We start from the raw sequence: 19,169 nt of genomic DNA, 5'->3' as shown, positions 1-19,169 counted from the left end.
GTATTGACTTATATTAGCTGGTATAATGGAATAAAATGTTTATTAATTAAACTAACTCTTTCACAAATAAAACTCTATCTTGATTTGGTCCATCATAATCAGTATTGACAGATACACCATCAATTGTTTTATCTCCCTTTACAATTTCAAACCCCATCTTGGTATGATAGGCAATCGAAACTTTGTTAACAGGAGATGTTACACAACGGACAATTTTGCGACCATTTTGTTTAACTTCATTAAAAAATTCGTTGTATAATTTTTTTCCAATGTTATGCTTCCTATATTCAGGATGAACTCCAACAAAGTGAATATATGCCTCATTAGAATGAGTTTGAGAAAGGAAGCCTATGAGGAATCCTACAATTTCACCTTCCTTTTCAACAATAAAACTTGAATTTGTAAAATGGTCGAAGAATAATTTTGGTAACATATCAGACATATTTTTTCCTCCCCACCAGTCATTGATAAGTGAAGAAATTACATAGTAGTCTGAGCCTTTCACTGAATGAATTTCCATTTATTAATCCCCCAATCTCATTAAATAATAAATAATTTCTTTTTTTGCTTTTAAAATCCTTCTTCCACTAAATGGCCCTTTAACTGAACAACTTTATGTCACTCAATAGTTCTTTAATCCACCTTTTATTCAGATGTTCTTTTTCTTTTAGTCATAAAAACACCCCTTCAGACAAAAATATCCAAAGGAGTAAAACATCGTAACTTTTTTATAAACTTCGTGACTTTATTTCAAATCCACATCTTTCAGACGGCGAACCGACCATGAATCCATTGTCAGACGAACGGAGTGATATAGTTGTGAAAGCATCCAAACAAAAGAGGACCTCAAAATTGAAGTCCGATTGATCGTTTAGCACCGTATTTTCAAGAAAATTGAAAAAACTCTCAAATACCTTTTATAATTTCCTTTTTACCTGATCCTCACAACCCCTTCCGATCAAAAATTTTTAATGAGGAAACTAGAGAAACAGCAACCACGATAGCGGCAGTCAGGAGTGAATACTTTAAGTCAGATAGTTTGAGTATTCCCTGAACGACTCTCATATTGCTGTTTGCAAGCTGGAGAGGATTCCATTCTGCTGCTTTTGGAAAGATATTTACTAAAAATAGGATTAGCGTAAAGCCGCCTGTTAGAAGCAGTGGTCCGTAGACATTTTTGAAAGTCACGGCACCAAGCAACAAGACTGCAATCAACATAATTCCAAAGACATAAAGGCTAAATACCGCCAAGCCTAGGTTCGCAGTTTTTCCATCGGGGAAGTAATATTTTGTGTAGGCGAGTGTTATAAGGAAGCAAAGCCAGTAGCTGACTGTCCAAAGAATAAGGGCTGCGGTGAATTTTGAGAGGACAACGGTCTTGCGGCTTAACCCCTTGGTTACCATATTGATCAAGGTTGATTTTTCATATTCTTTTGCCATCATGCCACTGAATAAAATGACCATAATCATTAGACCTGTTTGTGTTCCATTTTTAAAGAATTGCATCCATGAGTCTAAATTAGTAGGATCCGTGATTTCAATCTTCACCCCTTTTGGCATAAAATTTTCAAGGATATCATCCATGAATACTGCACTTAAAGGGCTTAACATACCTAAGATAGCAAACAAAATGAGGAAAATGAAAATTTTGTAGCTACGGCTGTACTCCAGCATTTCTTTTTTGGTAAAGGCAATAAACGGTTTCATTCTACTACCTCCATAAAAATGTCCTGAAGCTGCGGCTTTGCTATTTCTATCTTCGACGGAATAATAGAGAGGGAAACCAATACATTCATCACCATACTCATTGTCTCATCCGGTCTTTCTGTTTTGAGTTTAATCGTTGTCCCTTGCACGTCAGCGCTATCCCTCAAACTCCTTATTCTTTCGGAATTAACGAAAGCGTTGACTTTTTCTTTTGATTCGAGGCAAATTACAAGGCAATTCTGATGATGGCGAAGCTTAATCTCTTTTAAATCTCCAGCCAGCTTGATTGTCCCGTTGTCGAGAATGCCGATGCGATCACAAATCGCTTCTACGTCCGATAAAACATGCGTAGAAAATATAACGGTTGTTTGTTCCTTAACCTGCTGCAGGATGTCCAAAATTTCTTTCCTGCCAAGCGGATCCAGTGCAGAAGTGGGCTCATCACAAATGAGCAGTTTAGGTTCGTTTAAAAGCGCTTGAGCAATTCCAAGACGCTGCTTCATACCGCGGGAATATGCCCCGATCCTTTTATTTATGTTTGAAAGCCCGACTAACGACAGCAGTTCATCACTTTTACCGTTAATTTTCCCTGTTGGTATTCCTGTGATTTCGCCGCATAATTTCAAATACTCTCTGCTGGTCATATAGTTATAGAATTCTGGGACATCCGGCAAATACCCAATATATCGATTCGTTTTTGAATGACCATACTTCACTTTCTCGCCGCAAACTTCGATACTTCCACTGTCACCTTTCAGCAAGCCTAAGACGATTTTCATCGTGGTGGTTTTCCCTGAACCATTTTTCCCGATGAATCCATAAATTGAGCCCTCAGGAACATGAAAGGACAAATCTTTTAAGACCTGCTGCTGGCCAAATTGTTTGCTCAAACCGGAAATGGTGAGGATATCCATCAGTCTTCTCCCCTTCCGATTAAAAAGTATAAAATGGGTCCAAAAATATTTACAAACACTACGACAATAACCCAGACCACTTTATTTCCTCTCCTTACATTAGGATGTTTAAACAAGTGGATTAAGGCTGTAATCATCAAAACGAGCTGCAAAGTCAACAATGGCAAAATAATTGGGAGATACTCCATGCTATCTTTTAACATTCTAAACACCCATTTCCCTTTTTAATTTGTTCAGCAGCCTTTTAAATTCTGGTTCCTCTTGCAGCAGGGCGAAAACAGGATTCACTTCCACCATTTGCAGGAAGGTTTGCTTAATCGTTTTTTCCTCTCTTGGGAAGTCTGTGCCGAGAGGGATTTTTTCTTCCAGCCAACCATTTATTTTATTAAAATAATCGTTGCCGCGAAGCTTGAGTGGATACCGATATCGGCAGACCGTTTCTACATATTCCGCCAGTGCGTCCAGAGCTTTTCTTTTTTCCTCTTGCATGAGATATCCCTGCGCTGCAACCAGATGGATACTTGTAACAGGATTAGCCACAAAGTTGCTCATGTCAAAAGAGCTTATGAGCTGTTTCCCCTGCCCATAAATGGTTTCAAATAGCTGGGGTTCTGTTATATGCATCGAAAGATAGGTTGTTAATAGAGATAGTATTTTTATCGTTTCCTGATAAAGAAGGACTTGGCAAACCTCATTTGCTTTCCCTGGCTCCCCTTTTGATTGATAAGCACCCACCAGTAAAACATCTTCTCCGGAATATGGATCAAGAACATTGCTTAATAACTCGATCACTCTAGAACTGTTCCCTAGCATCATTTCTGAGATGGCTTCCATGGCATTCGCTTGTTTGGCATGATCAAGTACTGTGGATTCCTCTTTCACCCGCTTGCACAGAACAACGCACTGCGCAATCACTTCTTTCTTCCCTTCTTCCGTTGAGGCCAACACGCAATGATTGATCAGCAACTGGCACATTGCCAGGAGCAGGGGGAAACATGAATAATATTTCTTGATGATCCCGTCGCATTCTTCTTTCGCCTCAATGAAAGGCTTTGTCGCAAACGAGTGTGTCAGCCTTGCATAAACCTTCCTGATATCCTCCTGTGTAAGCTGCGGTGAATAGCCAATCAATTCATCCACCGTAATGTTAAAATACGTGGCGAGCTCAGGGAGTAAAAGAATGTCCGGATAGCTCATTCCCGTTTCCCATTTGGATACAGAAGCCTTTGAAACCCCGATATACTGCGCGAGTTCCTCTTGCGTTATTCCTCTTTCCTTCCGTTTACGAATAAGTGTCGTACTGATATGGATCGTCTTCATGGCCTTCACCTCACCTTTATTTTATTCCTGTTCCTTATAAGGAACAATGGACTTATAGTTGACTTTAGTTGAAAAAGTTAACCAACAGGAAACACGTCGGGTCTTACCTGAAAAATTTGACAGTTCTTTTCATGCCTGTTAGAATAATCCCTAATAAAAGCATACAAATTCGTTGATGAGAAAAAGTAGCGTTTCTTCTTGATCCGCAGAGAGCTGACATTTGGGTGCAAGTCAGTGTTCAAGTGTTACGTGAAAATCCTCTCTGAGAAGTTAGACTGAACATTTAGTAGGTCTATCCGGGCGTCTACCGTTAAAAGGAACACGTATGATTGTACGTTGCTAAGTGCTATTGATCGGATCAATAGAATTAGGGTGGTATCGCGGCTAACCCCGTCCCTTACTTGGGACGGGGTTTTTGTGTGCTTTTAATAAAATGATAGGAGCGATATTTATGAACCCTAATGGAAGTAAAGAAACCGTTCTTCATCGGGAAGAACAGATACGTAACTACTGGACAGAAGAAGGCACTTTTAAAAAATCTGTTCAATCGAGAGAAAATAAAACACCCTTTGTTTTTTATGAGGGCCCGCCAACTGCTAACGGCCTTCCTCATGTAGGTCATGCCTTTGGGAGAACAATTAAAGATGTGGTAGCACGATATAAAACAATGAAGGGCTTCCAGGTGGAAAGGAAAGCTGGCTGGGACACTCATGGGCTTCCCGTAGAATTAGGTGTAGAAAAACAACTTGGTATTTCAGGGAAACAAGAAATCGAACGATATGGTGTTGAACCCTTCATTAATAAGTGTAAAGAGAGCGTGTTTACCTATGAGAAGAAATGGCGCTCATTTACTGAGGAATTAGGATATTGGGTAGATATGGACGATCCGTATATGACGCTTAGCAATGAATATATTGAAAGCGTATGGAACATTTTGAATAAAGTTCACAAAGATAATCGATTATACAAAGGTCATCGGGTATCACCCTACTGCCCTAGCTGTCAAACTTCTTTAAGCTCTCATGAGGTAGCACAAGGTTATAAGAATGTAAAAGATTTATCAGCTACTGTAAAATTCAAGCGTCTTGATGTTGGGGATGAATATTTCTTAGGCTGGACGACTACCCCTTGGACATTGCCTGCAAATGTTGCACTGGCGATGAATCCAGCTTTAACATATGTCCGTGTGGAAAAGGAGAATACCATTTACATTATCGCTAAATCATTAGCAGAAAAAGTACTCGGCGGCAATATAAATGTTTTAAGTGAACATAGCGGGGTTGAATTTAAAGGAGTTCCTTATTCACCACCCTTTCAATACGCAACAGTAGAGAAAGGCCATCATATTGTATTAGCGGATTATGTTACAGAAGATAGTGGAACTGGGATTGTCCACATTGCTCCAGCTTTTGGAGAAGATGATTATAAAACGGTAATGCAGAATGATTTATCTTTTATTAATGTTGTTGATCAACAAGGGCGTTACACTCCGGACGTTGGAGAGCTTGCGGGGAAATTTGTAAAAGACTGTGACGTAGAAATTATTAAAATGCTTTCTGAACAAGGTACACTGTTCCATAAAGAAAAATATGAGCATAGTTATCCTCACTGCTGGAGATGTGACTCCCCCTTGCTTTACTATGCAACAGATAGCTGGTTTATTAAAATGTCGTCATTAAAGGAAAAAATGCTCGCGAACAATGCGACAGTAACTTGGTATCCTGAACATATTAAGGATGGACGTTTTGGTCATTTCCTTGAAAATCTGGTTGACTGGAATATAAGCAGGAATCGATATTGGGGTACGCCACTAAATATCTGGATATGTAAAGACTGTCATCACGAAGAAGCCCCTGGCAGTATCAAGGAGCTTCAAAACCTTTCGCAAACACCGGTACCAGATGTTATTGAATTGCATAAACCATACATCGACGAGGTACAGTGCATTTGTCCAAAATGCGAAGGTGTTATGCACCGAACACCAGAAGTGATAGACGTTTGGTTTGATAGTGGCTCAATGCCATTTGCCCAGTATCATTACCCATTTGGAGATAAGAAAAAATTCGAGTCCCAATTCCCTGCTGATGTTGTCATTGAAGGCATTGACCAGACGAGAGGATTTTTCTACAGCCTTCTTGCAGTATCTACCTTATTTACTGGAAAGCCATCTTATAAAAACGTCTTATCACTTGGGCACGTACTGGATGAACATGGCCAAAAAATGTCTAAAAGTAAAGGAAATGCTTTAGACCCTGTTGATCTCATAAGGGAATATGGCGCCGACGCACTTCGTTGGTCATTCTTGGTCGATAGTTCTCCATGGAACCCAAAACGCTTTTCAAAAAAGATCGTCCAGGACGCAAAATCAAAACTGATTGATACCCTCGATCATACTTATAAGTTTTATTCTATGTACGCGAAGATAGATGGCTTTGTCTATGATAAAAAGCAAACTGGCAAGAGAACAATCCTTGATGCCTGGATCCTTTCCCGCCTGCATAGTACCGTCAAGCTAGTGAATGTCTTTATGGAACGTTATCAATTTACACAGGCTACACGCGAAATTGCTACATTAGTCGATGAAATTAGCAATTGGTATGTACGCCGTTCAAGAAACCGGTTCTGGGCTTCCGGACTTTCAGAAGATAAACGAGCAGCCTATTCAACACTATTTGAGGCACTGACCACAATCAGCCGTTTGTCAGCTCCATTTGTACCGTTTGTGTCAGAAGATATCCATGTGAAGCTCCATCAAAACAGCGTACATTTACAAGACTATCCAGAAACCAATGAATCGATGATTCATCCTGATTTAGAGGCAGACATGCAAACCATCCTGAAGATTGTGGAGCTTGGACGGAGTATCCGCAATGCCAAAAACATGAAGGTTAAGCAGCCCTTGCAGCAAATATTAGTATGGCGCAGTGATGATGGACGCATTTTAAACGACTATAAAAACATCATAAAAGATGAACTTAATGTGAAGACGGTTGTTTATACCGATGACCTGTCAAAGTTCGAGTCTGCCGTCTTAAAATTGAATTTTAAAACGGCGGGTGCCGCATTCGGCAGACACGTTAACGCTGTGAAACATTATGTCGGTACTTTAAGTGATAACGAGAAAAAAGAGTTATTAAACAATGGCCGGCTAGAAATTAATGTCGAAAGACAAATAATCACTCTGCTCCAAGAGCATCTAAACGTTTCATATACAGTGACTCCCGGCTTTGAGATGGCTGGAGATCAGCAAATAAAGGTTATATTAGATTTAAGAGTCACGCCTCAGCTATTAGAGGAAGGCTATGTACGGGAATTAATCAGAGCCATACAGGATACCCGTAAAAAATTGAATTTACCTGTCGAAGAGTATATTTCCATCCATATTTCTGCAGCGGACACTGTCAGAGAAACAATTCAACGTTTTGAGGGACTAATCAAAGAAAATGTACTTGTCCGCAACATCAACTTCGAAACGCGAACTGATTTGCAACAGCATGTTGAAGTTAAATTTGACAATGAGCTAGCAAAGGTGTCCTTGATTTATTAGTTGGCAGAAAGAATGCACTGTGAACAGTTAATGATATAAACTGTTCCAGTGCATTTTCTTAAAAAAATCTACTTGCGTACATACCTGCCATGCTCTTCCACTCTAAGCAGCTGCTCATAAGGCTTAATGACTTAGTCGTAACTAGAGGCTTACGCAAAAATTAAATCAGCCCTGTTAGGGGCTGATTTTATGATTTATAGTGGGCTGCAACCAGCCCCCTCACATCTATTTTTTTAAATGATAAGGTACAGTTGATACTACCACATTTCTCCGATACAGCAAAAAGGCACGTATCAGGAGGCTTGACTGGTTATGCAGAATATTATGCCAGCCCTTTTTTGGGATAAATTGTGGAATGATAACCGTTACCTGATAGTTTCCTTCCCTCGCTTTTTTTTCTATAGTATCGACAAATTTGGTTAGCGGGTTGATGATGTTTCTATAATGGGAATGAAGAGTAACAAGTCGAACTTCAGGCTGCCACTTCTTCCATTTCTCTTCAAACCTTCTTTCGTCTTCTCGCTCAAATGAAACATAAACTGCAATTATTTGTTCAGGAGAAAGTGATTTTGCGTAATTGATCGAGTTCTCAACAACATGAGTCATACCAGCCACCGGCAATATCATTACATTTCCTTCAATGGTCATGGATGGTTCACATGTAGTAAGACTTAACTGGTCCCCAACAGCATCATAGTGCTTTTTAATCTTGTGAAAAAGAAAGACGATGATTGGAAGAAAAATTAATATCGACCAAACCTGCGAAAACTTCGTTATAAAGAAAACCAGTGTGACCATAAAGCTAATTGCTGCTCCCGTTGTGTTAATGATAAATTTCGGAATCCACCCTTGTGGTTTTTCTCGCAGCCATTTAACCATCATCCCCGATTGGGACAAGGTAAAAGGAAGAAATACGCCAACTGCATATAGTGGGATTAGGCTTTCGGTTTCTGCATGGAAAGCAAGAATCAAAATAATGGATGATAATCCAAGAATCATGATGCCATTGGAATATCCCAACCGGTCTCCCCTCATCAGAAACATTCTCGGTATGAATTTATCCTTTGCAAGGTTTACAGCAAGCAGCGGAAAAGCAGAATATCCAGTGTTGGCCGCAAGGATCAGGATCAAAGCAGTAGTGCCTTGAATAAAAAAGTACATGAAATTACGTCCAAACACTTCTTCAGCAATTTGTGAAATAACTGTTACCTCTTTGCTTGGTCCGACTCCATAGTAATAAGCAATAAATACAATTCCTGAAAAAAGGACAGCAAGCAAGGCTCCCATCATCATTAATGTTTTAGCAGCGTTATTAGGAGCCGGATCCTTAAAGTTAGGAATCGCATTCGAAATCGCTTCTACCCCTGTTAAGGCGGAGCTTCCCGAAGCGAACGCCCTTAACAGAATAAACAAACTGACGCCTGCAACAGGTGTACCGATTGGAGTGTGTAACTCCGCCGGGACTGCTCCCGTTAGAATGTTGTAAATTCCTGCTCCAATCAAAATGAACATGGACAAAACAAATAAATACACAGGGTACGCAAGAATGGATGCTGATTCAGTTACACCTCTTAAATTGAGGAGCGTAATAAAAATAACAAAAGCGATGGCGATTTCCACATTGTATTGATGCAAGTTTGGAAATGCCGATGTTAGAGCGTCAGTACCTGCAGAAACACTAACAGCAACTGTCAGGATGTAGTCTACCAATAGAGACCCTCCGGCGATTAAGCCTGGATTTACGCCTAAATTGCTCTTTGAAACAACGTATGCTCCTCCTCCATGTGGATAAGCAAATATGATTTGTCTATAAGATAGTATGAGAGCTGTTAGTAGAATCAATACACCCAATGCAATAGGCAGCGAATACCAAAATGCTGCTAATCCAATGGTATACAGAACAATCAAGATTTGTTCAGGCCCATACGCTACGGAAGAGAGGGCATCAGAAGAAAGAACTGCTAACGCTTTGGTTTTGTTAAGCTTTTGTTCCCCTAATTCAGTAGACTTTAGAGGACGCCCTATTAAAAACCTTTTGATAGATGAGACCATAAATATGCACCGCCTAATATTAACTCTGTCATTCTAACTCTATTAATTACAATAAAAAAATGTCTGCAAGCCATAGTAAACTGACCTGCAAACACATCATCCTTCATGCATCACAAGTTCCACCTTCCGTCTCAATTTAACGCTTACGAGGTTAGCTGTCGGATTTGGACTTTTGAGTAGCCCTACCTTTAAAAGGATTCACCCCTTGGATCAAATATCAATCCATGAACATGGTTCCCCCGTACCTAATGGTCTCAGCGATTAGTGATTTGGAACTTTAATAATAATACTCCTGTGTTCTACAAAAGTAAATAATTGATTTATATATAATCTATTCCTCATTCACGTTAAGGGCAGTTACTAGCATCCCATCCGTTATTTACCGCATGCGGCGAAAAAGACTCTTTGTCGCCACACAAAAAGGAAGCAGAATCCGGAAAGATTAACGGGCCAGCTAATCCTCCATGCTTATGAGGAATAGCTTGCCCAACATCCATTTAAGACAAGTCATTAAGCGGTTAATGTTATCTCTTCTTCCTTTCTCCTTCTAAGTCCATACAATACGAATAGCAGTACAAACCATAGTGGTGTCATTAATAAAGCGGTCCGGGTTGCTTCGGCAAATAACATGATAACCAAAATAAAGGCAAAAAGAGCAAGTACGGCGTAATTAATAAAGGGTGTGAACGGTGCTTTAAAGGTCGACTTCTCTCGTAAGTCTGGTCGGGTTTTTGTGTATCGCAAGTGACAGATTAAAATGATGCTCCAAACCCATATAAAACAAATTGCACTTATGGTTGTTACAATGCCAAATGCTTGTTCTGGAACAAGCTTACTCATAAGGGCGCCAACGGATAGGACAAGAACAGAAATAAGCAAAGCATTACTAGGTACATGATTTTTATTTAATTGAGCAAATTTAGCTGGTCCCTGATCATGACTGCTTAAATTAAATAAAATCCGGCTAGTTGAAAACATACCACTATTACAAGCCGAAGCTGCTGATGTTAAGACAACAAAATTGATGATTCCTGCAGCGATTGGGATTCCCACCAAAGTAAACGTTCTTACAAAAGGACTATTAGATGCGTTCAGCTCTGTCCATGGGTTTATGCATAGAAGGATAAAAAGTGCTCCCACATAGAAAAATAGAATTCTCAAAGGAATTTTGTTAATCGCTGAAGGAATATTTTTTTGCGGGTTCGATGTTTCTGCCGCGGATACACCGACTAATTCGACACCGACGAATGCAAAGACAACCATCTGGAATGAAAGTAAGAAGCCGGTTATCCCATTCGGGAAAAGACCGCCATATTCCCATAGATTCTTTACAGCAACCGTTCCGGCGTCTGTTTTGAATCCAATGACCAGCAAGATCGCTCCGATTACGATTAAGGCCATAATTGTAATGACTTTAATAATCGCAAACCAAAACTCTAACTCTCCAAAAAGCTTAACTGTCAGCAGATTAAGCCCTAATAAAATCAGTAAACAGGCTAAAGCCGGTATCCATTGCGGTATGTTGAACCAGTATTGTACGTATACACCAACAGCGATAATATCGGCCATTGCTGTCATAATCCAGCAAAACCAATAGGTCCAGCCGGTCACATATGCTGCCCACGGGCCAATATAATCCCCTGCGAAATCGGTGAATGATTGATAACCCGCATTCGATAACAGCAATTCCCCCAATGCCCTCATAACAAAAAACAAGGCAAAACCGACGATTAAATAGGCAAAGATAATAGAAGGCCCTGCTAATTGAATTGCTTTACCTGAGCCTAGAAATAAGCCCGTCCCAATTGTGCCGCCAATCGCAATCAATTGAACGTGCCGGTCTTTCAAATCCCTTTTTAATTCATGCTGTGCCACATTAATTCCCCCAAATTCTATGTGATAGGTAAAAATGATGAACGGTTTTTAAATTACGGAGTCGTGGATGAACAATAAAACTCCATACAAAAAGAGACTGGATTCCTCCAGTCTCATAAGGTATAAGAATAGCAAATAATATTTGTTACTCTATTATAGAATAACAAATAGTATCCGGTACTCTTCTGTCCTTTTGCCTGAGATTGTGAACCCTTCGGCGCCGCAGATACCCTGCGGTCTCTCCAGAAGCTGCTCCTGCTATAGTGTGATCCATAGCAATCATAGCTTGCTAAAATATTCAATTTGTGTGGAAAAGTCAATTGTGCAATCTTAGTACTAAAGGTGCCAATCCTTCGATAGTTTTCCATTTCGTAAGTTGATGATCCATTATTGTGGAATAATTTTAAATTTTATCAGCATTTATTGGTCTCGTCAAGCCTGGAAGTAAGGAAACTGTTTACGTTTTTTAAACCTGAACTATATAAAAAGCAAATAATCATACTTTAGGAAGCTAAAAAACCCGAACCGTGACGTAGTAAATTAAAAACTCTGATTTTTTGTCGCTAATGATTTTCAAGCAAGCAATACCAATTATTTCATACTTCTACAAGTGAAAACTTTCAAAAATAATTAAAGAAACATGGGATGATTGCGTCATTTAGTCGTAAAAGTTGTCCCTATGACAATGCCTGCATTGAATCCTATCACGCAACATTGAAAAAAGAAGAAGTTTATCGAAATCGTTATTTTGAACTTTGAATCGGCAAAGATGGCTCTTTTTCAATACATTATATGCTAGTATAACCACAAACGAATACACGGAGCAATCAACTATTTAACACCAGATGAAGTTGAAATGTTATGTCGAGCAACAGACTAACTTAACTAATTTAGTTTTTGGGTTATTAGTTTTACAATTTTAAGCTCATAGTAACATTTCTAGTATTAAACCCCATTTTTTCATATAGATTGATTGCATGGTTATTTACAAAAGCACTTAGGCGAATTTCAGAGTATCCTTCAAGTTTCAAGTGATTAATTGCACTTTTCATCAACTGTTTTGAAAACCCTTTGCCTCTGAATTCTTCCCTAACAAACAATTCGTAGATAAAACCGACCGTCTTATCAGTAAATTGGTCTTTAGTTGCACCAATAAGCACCCAACCCAATAATTTTTCATCTTCAATTGCAATTAAGTAATAACAACCTTTTTTCAATAGAGGCTTAATAAGTTGTTTAATTTTTTCATTAGTGGGTTTTACTTCACCTAATGTTCCGTCAAATAATGCCTGTGGAGAAAGTAGCATTATTTGTTCAAGCTCATTATCGTTTGGTTTCCTAATTTCCAATCAAATCAACCCCTACTGGCTATATTTAGAAATTGTTGTTTTGTCTAATATCGTAATCATATATTGCACTTACAATATCATCTTCGTCTTCGATATGGTCATGAATAGGTGTAACTTCTATTTTGTCTAAAGAGCTGACCAATCAGCCACATTCATTGCAGCCTTTTGGTAATCGTCAGAATTGCGCATTTCAATTTCATTTATAAGCTACCTCCAGTTTAGATATTTTTTCACGCTCGAGAAGATAAAGTACTGGATATATTTATCGTACATCTTGAAATTTTCGGTGCGTTTCTTGGTGGCAGCACAAATCAGGAGTATTTAGTGCTAATCCAGGACTACCCCCACCCGAAAGTCCAACGAATGGGCGGCCTAATAAGAAAAAAAGACCTACAAACTCAGTTTCAGCATAATGAGGTTGTATTAGAATGCAAAAAAAAATATACAAAAAGAGTTAATTACCAACATAGAAATTTTCAGAAAGCTTCATTTGCCTTATTTTCTAATGCGCTTTACTACGTCTTCCTGATTGCGACTTGTAATCTCCAGGTTGAAATGTTAAAACGGCAAATATCGTAGAAATGAAGTAAAAGGAGTGATGCCAGGAAATAGACATAGACGACACTCGCAAAGTCAGAAATTACACCTGCAGGAAAAACTGACAAGGCAAATATCAGATAATAAAGGTTATCTTTTGCTGCATATAATTTGGGCAGTGTGTCGTCTGGTGTGACTTTTTGGATAAAGGTTTGCTGGGAAATATCTCTTAATTGATAAAAAGGGCCCATCAGCACAACTAATACAAGCGCAACCCAAGCCGAGTGGTTGACCGCATAAAAAAGTACCAGTATACTTACGAAAAATGAGCCAGTTATAATTCCTTTCATTAAATGTTTTTGAAGTTTAACGGAGAACAAGGTAATCAGGATTCCACCCAGAATGCTTCCCGCATAGTAACTCGTGTTGATGAAACCCCACCATTGATCCCCTTTTTTCAGAACTTCATTAACAAATCCCAAGGTAATACCACCAATCCAAATACCTGAGGAAATCCCTTCTAAAATGTCCATCGTTGTAATGGTGCGCATATGATTGTTCCTGCTAAATAAAATGACCCATAAACTCACCATACGACCAACTTTATATGTCACCCCTAATAACTAGATAAGCAATATTTACCGGGTCTTACTAATTTTTATCATATAAAAACGAAGGCGCACAGAACCAAAACACCGTGTATAATCTCAATACCTACAAATTTAAATAATTGAAGGCCGTCATAAGAGGTGGCTTTTTCATCTGAAAACACACTCTTTTAACAACACTTACAATTTCTAATTATAATAATTATTATTGACATTGTAATCTCTTTGAAGAGACAATTCTACCCATCGGATAACTTTGTCCTTTTAAATATACCATTTTTTACATTTCCCTCAGTGATATTAATCTCCACCAAAGCAAGAGGATCTTTAATATATGAGTTGAATTGTTAATTAATGTGTGTTTTTATCTGTTGAATCTAGTTCTATCTCCGCCAATTTTTTTGATCTTCTTCTTATTTAAACTATTTTTTAATTTATCTCCTTTTCTTTCTAAATATCTTATTTCCTTTTCTACTTTAAAATAACTGTCCAGTCTGGCTTGATCTAACAAACCATCTTTAATTGCCTCCTTAACAGCACATGAGGGTTCATGAATATGTTTACAATCTTTGAATAAACATTTTTCCGCCAATTTTTCGATATCTGAAAATCCGATACTAAGGCTATTTTCTATATCCCATAGTTGCAATTCCCGCATCCCGGGAGTATCTATTAGATTACCTCCCGTTGGTAATTGCAATAGTTCTCTATGGGTGGTAGTATGTTTTCCTTTATCATCCTTTTCCCTTACCTGCTGCGTAATTTGATGCCTTTTGCCTAATAAATAATTACAAATCGTAGATTTGCCTGCACCTGAAGACCCCAATAAAGCAACGGTTTCACCAGAGGTACAATGTTTTTTTAATGAATCCATACCGTAACCACTTAAGCAGCTAACAGGATAAATCGGCACCCCAATCGCTATACTTTCTACTTCTTTAATTTTATTTTCTACTATTTCTTCGGATACCAAATCACATTTGTTTAACACAACTACTGGTTTAGCTCCACTTTCCCATGCTGATATAAGATAACGCTCAATACGTCTCAAATTAAAATCGTTATTTAGGGAAATCGTAAGAAATACTGTATTAATGTTCGTAGCGACTACTTGTTCCTCTATAGTTTTACCGGCAGATTTTCTGGAAAACTTACTAAATCTAGTTAGCAAAGAGTGTATTGTGGCTTTCTTTTCCTCTTTTCTTAATGAAATAACTACCCAGTCTCCTACTGCAGGAAAGTCACTTTTTTGTGTAATGCTATTAAGAAAATTACCTGATATATTCCCTAATACCTCGCCAACTTCAGTTAAAATTTTATATATACCTTTATGTTCTGAACATATACGGCCTAATTCAAAGCCATTGTCTTTATATATTGAGTATTCATTTAATAATTCCTCATTTAAGCCTAAATTAGTAAAGTTGATCATTATCAATACTCCTATCAGTGATTGTAGTAGATTAGATTTAGTTGAGGGGGATAAACGCTTTTAACATACCACCATAGAAGTTAACAGCTATTGGTCCCAGTGACCATCCAAGTAAAGCAAACGTCTGGTCCGCTGTGCTAATAAGGCTGTTCGCTTTCCCGATCTTCGCTTCTTCTGCGACTTCGGGGACTAATGACATGCGAGATGGGGAAACAAATCCATCCATAAAGCCAGCGAGTCCTATTAACGCATAGGTAAGCGTTAGTTGAATTACTTGATTAACATTGATATTTAACGCCCCTAATAACGCTGATATAATTATAAACTGTGTAAGTAATGACACAGTTAAAATATTTTTCAATGGCTTATTTTCTGTAACCAATGGAAAAACAAATGAGCTCAATAGCTTTCCAATCACATGAGTCAGCATGATTACAGACGCAAATGTAGCTGACTTAGTAATGGAGAATATAGTTAAAGTAATGGTCATTGTATATAAGGATAAGGCAAGTTTGCCAAAAGAAATGCTACTCCAAAGATAGTAAAATGATTTATGCACCTTGCTCTCCCATCCCCAGAATAAAATATTTATGCTTATTCACTCTACCATCCGGGTATTTGAAAATTCAGATAAATAATTAGGCCATACTCTCCCCAATATTCCTCCGATCGATGAATAACTTCTATATAAGTCCTAACTTCCATACAAATTTTGGTTCACATCATGAACCATCAACTTACCTTATTATACAACTATACCCAAATAAGGATAATAACTCAATCCATCATTGCGTTCGTTTCTAAAGATTGACCAAGAATTTTTGCTTTAATCGACTTTTGGTGCTTTTTCATAAATAGTACCATCAGTATCCATAATATCGATTTCAGGCTGTAACCTATCAAGCCCAATCATAACTATAGGATTTTTTTCGGTTGGTTGATTATAAAAGGTTCTTATCTTAATATAGCTTAAAAACTATATCTAACTAAATTGAACAAAACCTTCCAAAAATGATTAATGGAAGGTTATTTGGCATGAACATTTTTAGTATATCACGAGCTTCTTCATCTTTTTATTGAAAATTCTTGACAAACTATTAGCTGGTTTAGCTCAATAAGAACTAATGTTTTTAGACTTTTACGGCTCGAGTAGCCCCTGCTAATCTTCGGCTACTCAAGCTAATCGCCAATGCTATGATACCTTCAAACAAAGGTGTTAGAGCCCATAAAATTTCACATCGAAGGGCTCAGGATTCGTTTTAGCTCTTGGACTCAAGAGCTGAAAGGTGTGCTTCGAGGTTAGCTAAATTCGCCTATAACTTAGCGTTTCCAGCCTTGATTTTTTCATTTTTCTCGTTTAACCCTTGTATAGCAGCCAATGCTACGCCCTGTATATCTACGTTTGAAATATGTTTATTATCTTCACCATTTAATCCGAAGTCGGCATGAAAATCTTGAGTAGTCGGGCCTATATGACTCACACTTGACGGTTCCTCTTTGTAGTTCCAAGATTGGTTTGTTATGCTCGCTAATTTGTCGAGAATCTCAAGCTTGTTGACGTTCGAAAAATTCTCCTTAAGCTGGTTTAATTGAAGAAAGTATAAAGAATTTAAAGTATTACACCTGAAAAATTCCCTTTTAATACTTCTTTTTCATTCTGATTTTTACATAAAAAGGATGCAATAATTGCTGTTCTATTATTTTCTTGCCTTTCGTATTTTTCAATTTTAACTTCACAAATTATTGTATCTCCCGTAAACACAGGTCTTAAGAACTCAAAATTCATAGTACGAGCCAGTACGTTATTATCTCCACCTACTTTTGTTGGTAGAGTTGCCGTTAATAACCCTTGAATTACAAGTCTTCCCTGTTCATCTGGGGTTCTATGATGAATCCCTTCATCACCTGAAATCTCTGTAAATAATTCAACATCCCTTACTGAAAAAGTCCGTTCAAACGAAATTATATCTCCTACTTTTAATGACATATAAATCTCTCCCTGAAGGTTTTATATTGTATTAAGTGAGAAAATCTTGAGATTTCCATTCTTTCGGCTTTATGTTCTTATTCATCCATTTTTTTTGTGGTGCTTGGTATGGGGTGGTGGCGATTAAATGATTATTGTGCCAACTTGCTGCTCCGGAACGAATCATTTCATCGAGAAGGATTTGAATAAATTCTTCTGGCTGAAGCTGGAAAGAGTAGCGTGCAAAATCTTGGAACCAACCACACTTTAATAGATAGCTATCGATTTCTTCTTTTGCCAATCCGTCTTTGATGATTAATGTGAATGAAAAAATCCTCTTGCAGGCATGCCATGAAATTTTTTCTGGCATCATGAGCCATTTTTCAAACCTTTCCCTTGCTGTATCAATGGCAGCCAGAGGATTCTCCATTTGAGGTCCATGTCCTGAATATGCCTGTTGAATCCGGAGCATGGACAACCGATCCAAACTTTCTATAGATCGTTGGATAGATGTGACACCCTCTCGAAAGATATTTAACCATCCGATATCATTTTTGTGAAAGAGATCCCCGCAAATTAATATCTCTTCTTCAGGTTCATATAAAGAAATATGCCCTAACGTATGTCCTGGTGTGTGCAAGACTTTCAAGGTTCTACTTCCTGTATTAATCTCATCGTTATCTGAGAGCTTTGTATCGACTCGAAAAGGTTCTACAGACTGATCTAACCATTCTGCACTACAGGCTTCATGGTCACAAGAATTAATTAAATCGGCTTCCCATTTATGAGCAGCAATCGAAACACCATATTTTTTTTGAAGATAAAAATTGCCCCCTACATGGTCACTATGATAGTGCGTGTTCACAATAAGGTGTAATTCTTCTGGTGAAACACCTACTTCTTTAATTAGTTGCTCTGTATCTTTCGCATCACTCCCATAACCAGTATCAATAATGATCGGGAGCTGATCCTTAATAAGGATCATGTTTGCACTTGGAAATTTTCTTTCAAAGAAAATAATACTGTTATTTTTCATAAGCTATTCCTCCATAAATTCAATGATTAAACAATTATGATCGAACGTTCGATCAATTATATTGTTGGTAGATTGCCGTTAATAACCCTCGAATTACAAGTCTTCCCTGTTCATTTGGGGTTATATGATGAATCCCTTCATCACCTGAAATCTCTGTATATTATTCAACATCCCGTTCTGCAAAAGTCCGTTCAAACGTAATTAAATTTCCTGCTTTTAATGGTATATAAATCTCCCACTGAAGATTTCGGATATTAATCTGAATATTACAACAACAATAAACAATAATCAACTATCCTTCCTCAATGAAAGAAGCTAAAACGTCCAATTTCTCTGGTTTCTCAGTATTTCAATTGTAGTTCTTTTAGGTTTATATGCCACATTATGGTTGGATTTATCTATTAAGGATAAATTTAGGCTTTGAAAACAAAAAACTTTATACCTCATCGCCACCCACTTGCAAAAATTGGTGAATGAGTCAATTTATGATTGCACTGGTGGATGTCCACATTTCTCATGGAGGTCAACCCTCCCATGTCTCACAGAGTCTTCGCTCTCAAATTCCTTCGTCCAACCTTTCCATGAGGTGGATGACAGTCATGCTGCCCCACAGGGTCTCTGCCCGAAGTTTAGTTGCTTTGCTGACTAATCCGTGCTTCAAATGTAAAAGACGTATTACAACCTAACACTACCTGCTTCTATACTGTTCCTTATGTATATGGGGCTAATTCAGTTTATTAATCCAAATTAACCGCACAAATATACGTAAAGTTATTTCTTATCGGAATAGCACATACATTTTAAGGAAACCAAAATTACTTTAGAG

The 19,169-nt window shown here is 38.0% G+C and carries 15 protein-coding genes, 2 pseudogenes, 2 riboswitches and 1 other annotated feature; of the genes and pseudogenes, 2 read left to right on the top strand and 15 right to left on the bottom strand.

Annotated elements, in window-relative coordinates:
• Positions 1-46: 46 nt before the first annotated feature.
• The 5 genes from D1970_RS15895 to D1970_RS15875 all read right to left on the bottom strand — a co-directional run bounded on the left by D1970_RS15895 (position 47) and on the right by D1970_RS15875 (position 3,941).
• The gene (locus D1970_RS15895) at positions 47-520 is read right to left on the bottom strand and encodes a GNAT family N-acetyltransferase (protein ID WP_119113860.1); all 474 of its coding nucleotides are present in this window, start codon (positions 518-520) and stop codon (positions 47-49) included.
• Positions 521-942: 422 nt separating this feature from the next.
• Complete coding sequence (locus D1970_RS15890; protein ID WP_119113859.1) at positions 943-1,707, bottom strand: ABC transporter permease; 765 nt, start codon at positions 1,705-1,707, stop codon at positions 943-945.
• A complete protein-coding gene (locus D1970_RS15885) occupies positions 1,704-2,621 on the bottom strand; it encodes an ABC transporter ATP-binding protein (protein ID WP_119113858.1) in 918 nt (305 codons plus the stop codon). Before D1970_RS15885 ends, D1970_RS15890 begins: the two co-directional genes overlap by 4 nt.
• A complete protein-coding gene (locus D1970_RS15880; RefSeq protein WP_246370020.1) occupies positions 2,621-2,758 on the bottom strand; it encodes a PLDc N-terminal domain-containing protein in 138 nt (45 codons plus the stop codon). The genes D1970_RS15885 and D1970_RS15880 overlap by 1 nt, the downstream gene beginning before the upstream one ends.
• 67 nt (positions 2,759-2,825) lie before the next feature.
• Positions 2,826-3,941 (bottom strand): helix-turn-helix domain-containing protein, encoded by a 1,116-nt coding sequence (locus tag D1970_RS15875; RefSeq protein ID WP_119113856.1) that lies wholly within the window; start codon positions 3,939-3,941, stop codon positions 2,826-2,828.
• 163 nt (positions 3,942-4,104) lie between these two features.
• Positions 4,105-4,342: a binding site (T-box leader), on the top strand.
• 50 nt (positions 4,343-4,392) lie between these two features.
• On the opposite strand from D1970_RS15875, the gene ileS reads away from it, so the two are divergent.
• Positions 4,393-7,488, top strand: a complete 3,096-nt coding sequence (gene ileS / locus D1970_RS15870; protein WP_119113855.1) for an isoleucine--tRNA ligase — start codon at positions 4,393-4,395, stop codon at positions 7,486-7,488.
• Between the two features lie 225 nt (positions 7,489-7,713).
• Here the strand turns inward: ileS and kimA are convergent, their stop codons facing one another.
• Both kimA and D1970_RS15860 read right to left on the bottom strand, forming a co-directional pair.
• Complete coding sequence (gene kimA / locus D1970_RS15865; protein ID WP_119113854.1) at positions 7,714-9,540, bottom strand: potassium transporter KimA; 1,827 nt, start codon at positions 9,538-9,540, stop codon at positions 7,714-7,716.
• A gap of 125 nt (positions 9,541-9,665) precedes the next feature.
• A riboswitch (cyclic di-AMP (ydaO/yuaA leader) is annotated at positions 9,666-9,810 on the bottom strand.
• Between the two features lie 240 nt (positions 9,811-10,050).
• Entirely contained in the window at positions 10,051-11,415 is a 1,365-nt protein-coding gene (locus D1970_RS15860; RefSeq protein ID WP_119113853.1) for an amino acid permease, read from the bottom strand.
• A gap of 175 nt (positions 11,416-11,590) precedes the next feature.
• Positions 11,591-11,671: riboswitch (glycine riboswitch) on the bottom strand.
• Positions 11,672-12,069: 398 nt separating this feature from the next.
• Between D1970_RS15860 and D1970_RS23445 the strand changes: the two are divergent.
• Positions 12,070-12,295 (top strand): annotated as a pseudogene (locus tag D1970_RS23445) (integrase core domain-containing protein); the annotation flags it as partial.
• Positions 12,296-12,326: 31 nt separating this feature from the next.
• Here the strand turns inward: D1970_RS23445 and D1970_RS15855 are convergent.
• From D1970_RS15855 to D1970_RS23100, 8 genes and pseudogenes are all read right to left on the bottom strand, one after another.
• Entirely contained in the window at positions 12,327-12,764 is a 438-nt protein-coding gene (locus tag D1970_RS15855; RefSeq protein ID WP_119113852.1) for a GNAT family N-acetyltransferase, read from the bottom strand.
• Positions 12,765-13,279: 515 nt separating this feature from the next.
• Entirely contained in the window at positions 13,280-13,852 is a 573-nt protein-coding gene (locus D1970_RS15850) for an MFS transporter (RefSeq protein WP_119113851.1), read from the bottom strand.
• A gap of 421 nt (positions 13,853-14,273) precedes the next feature.
• Positions 14,274-15,341: a ribosome small subunit-dependent GTPase A gene (gene rsgA, locus D1970_RS15845; RefSeq protein ID WP_119113850.1), complete on the bottom strand. Its 1,068-nt coding sequence runs from the start codon at positions 15,339-15,341 to the stop codon at positions 14,274-14,276.
• 37 nt (positions 15,342-15,378) lie between these two features.
• Complete coding sequence (locus D1970_RS15840; protein ID WP_119113849.1) at positions 15,379-15,900, bottom strand: MFS transporter; 522 nt, start codon at positions 15,898-15,900, stop codon at positions 15,379-15,381.
• Positions 15,901-16,654: 754 nt separating this feature from the next.
• Complete coding sequence (locus D1970_RS23440; protein WP_336105646.1) at positions 16,655-16,984, bottom strand: tail fiber domain-containing protein; 330 nt, start codon at positions 16,982-16,984, stop codon at positions 16,655-16,657.
• Positions 16,951-17,328, bottom strand: a complete 378-nt coding sequence (locus D1970_RS15835) for a hotdog domain-containing protein (protein WP_119113848.1) — start codon at positions 17,326-17,328, stop codon at positions 16,951-16,953. Before D1970_RS15835 ends, D1970_RS23440 begins: the two co-directional genes overlap by 34 nt.
• A 31-nt stretch (positions 17,329-17,359) precedes the next feature.
• Positions 17,360-18,343 carry an MBL fold metallo-hydrolase gene (locus D1970_RS15830; RefSeq protein WP_119113847.1) on the bottom strand — a complete coding sequence of 328 codons (984 nt, stop codon included), beginning with the start codon at positions 18,341-18,343 and terminating at the stop codon, positions 17,360-17,362.
• Between the two features lie 73 nt (positions 18,344-18,416).
• Positions 18,417-18,569, bottom strand: a pseudogene (locus D1970_RS23100) (hotdog family protein); the annotation flags it as partial.
• Between the last annotated feature and the right edge of the window lie 600 nt (positions 18,570-19,169).

It is taken from the genome of Mesobacillus zeae (assembly GCF_003570705.1).
GTDB lineage: Bacteria > Bacillota > Bacilli > Bacillales > Cytobacillaceae > Mesobacillus_C > Mesobacillus_C zeae.
This window is presented reverse-complemented; position numbering and strand designations above follow the sequence as displayed.

Bases quoted from the DNA above. Each gene is read 5' to 3' on its own strand.
- D1970_RS15895 (WP_119113860.1), bottom strand. From the start codon at position 520: ATGGAAATTCATTCAGTGAAAGGCTCAGACTACTATGTAATTTCTTCA.
- D1970_RS15890 (WP_119113859.1), bottom strand. From the start codon at position 1,707: ATGAAACCGTTTATTGCCTTTACCAAAAAAGAAATGCTGGAGTACAGC.
- D1970_RS15885 (WP_119113858.1), bottom strand. From the start codon at position 2,621: ATGGATATCCTCACCATTTCCGGTTTGAGCAAACAATTTGGCCAGCAG.
- D1970_RS15880 (WP_246370020.1), bottom strand. From the start codon at position 2,758: ATGATTACAGCCTTAATCCACTTGTTTAAACATCCTAATGTAAGGAGA.
- D1970_RS15875 (WP_119113856.1), bottom strand. From the start codon at position 3,941: ATGAAGACGATCCATATCAGTACGACACTTATTCGTAAACGGAAGGAA.
- ileS (WP_119113855.1), top strand. From the start codon at position 4,393: ATGAACCCTAATGGAAGTAAAGAAACCGTTCTTCATCGGGAAGAACAG.
- kimA (WP_119113854.1), bottom strand. From the start codon at position 9,540: ATGGTCTCATCTATCAAAAGGTTTTTAATAGGGCGTCCTCTAAAGTCT.
- D1970_RS15850 (WP_119113851.1), bottom strand. From the start codon at position 13,852: ATGCGCACCATTACAACGATGGACATTTTAGAAGGGATTTCCTCAGGT.
- rsgA (WP_119113850.1), bottom strand. From the start codon at position 15,341: ATGATCAACTTTACTAATTTAGGCTTAAATGAGGAATTATTAAATGAA.
- D1970_RS15835 (WP_119113848.1), bottom strand. From the start codon at position 17,328: ATGTCATTAAAAGTAGGAGATATAATTTCGTTTGAACGGACTTTTTCA.
- D1970_RS15830 (WP_119113847.1), bottom strand. From the start codon at position 18,343: ATGAAAAATAACAGTATTATTTTCTTTGAAAGAAAATTTCCAAGTGCA.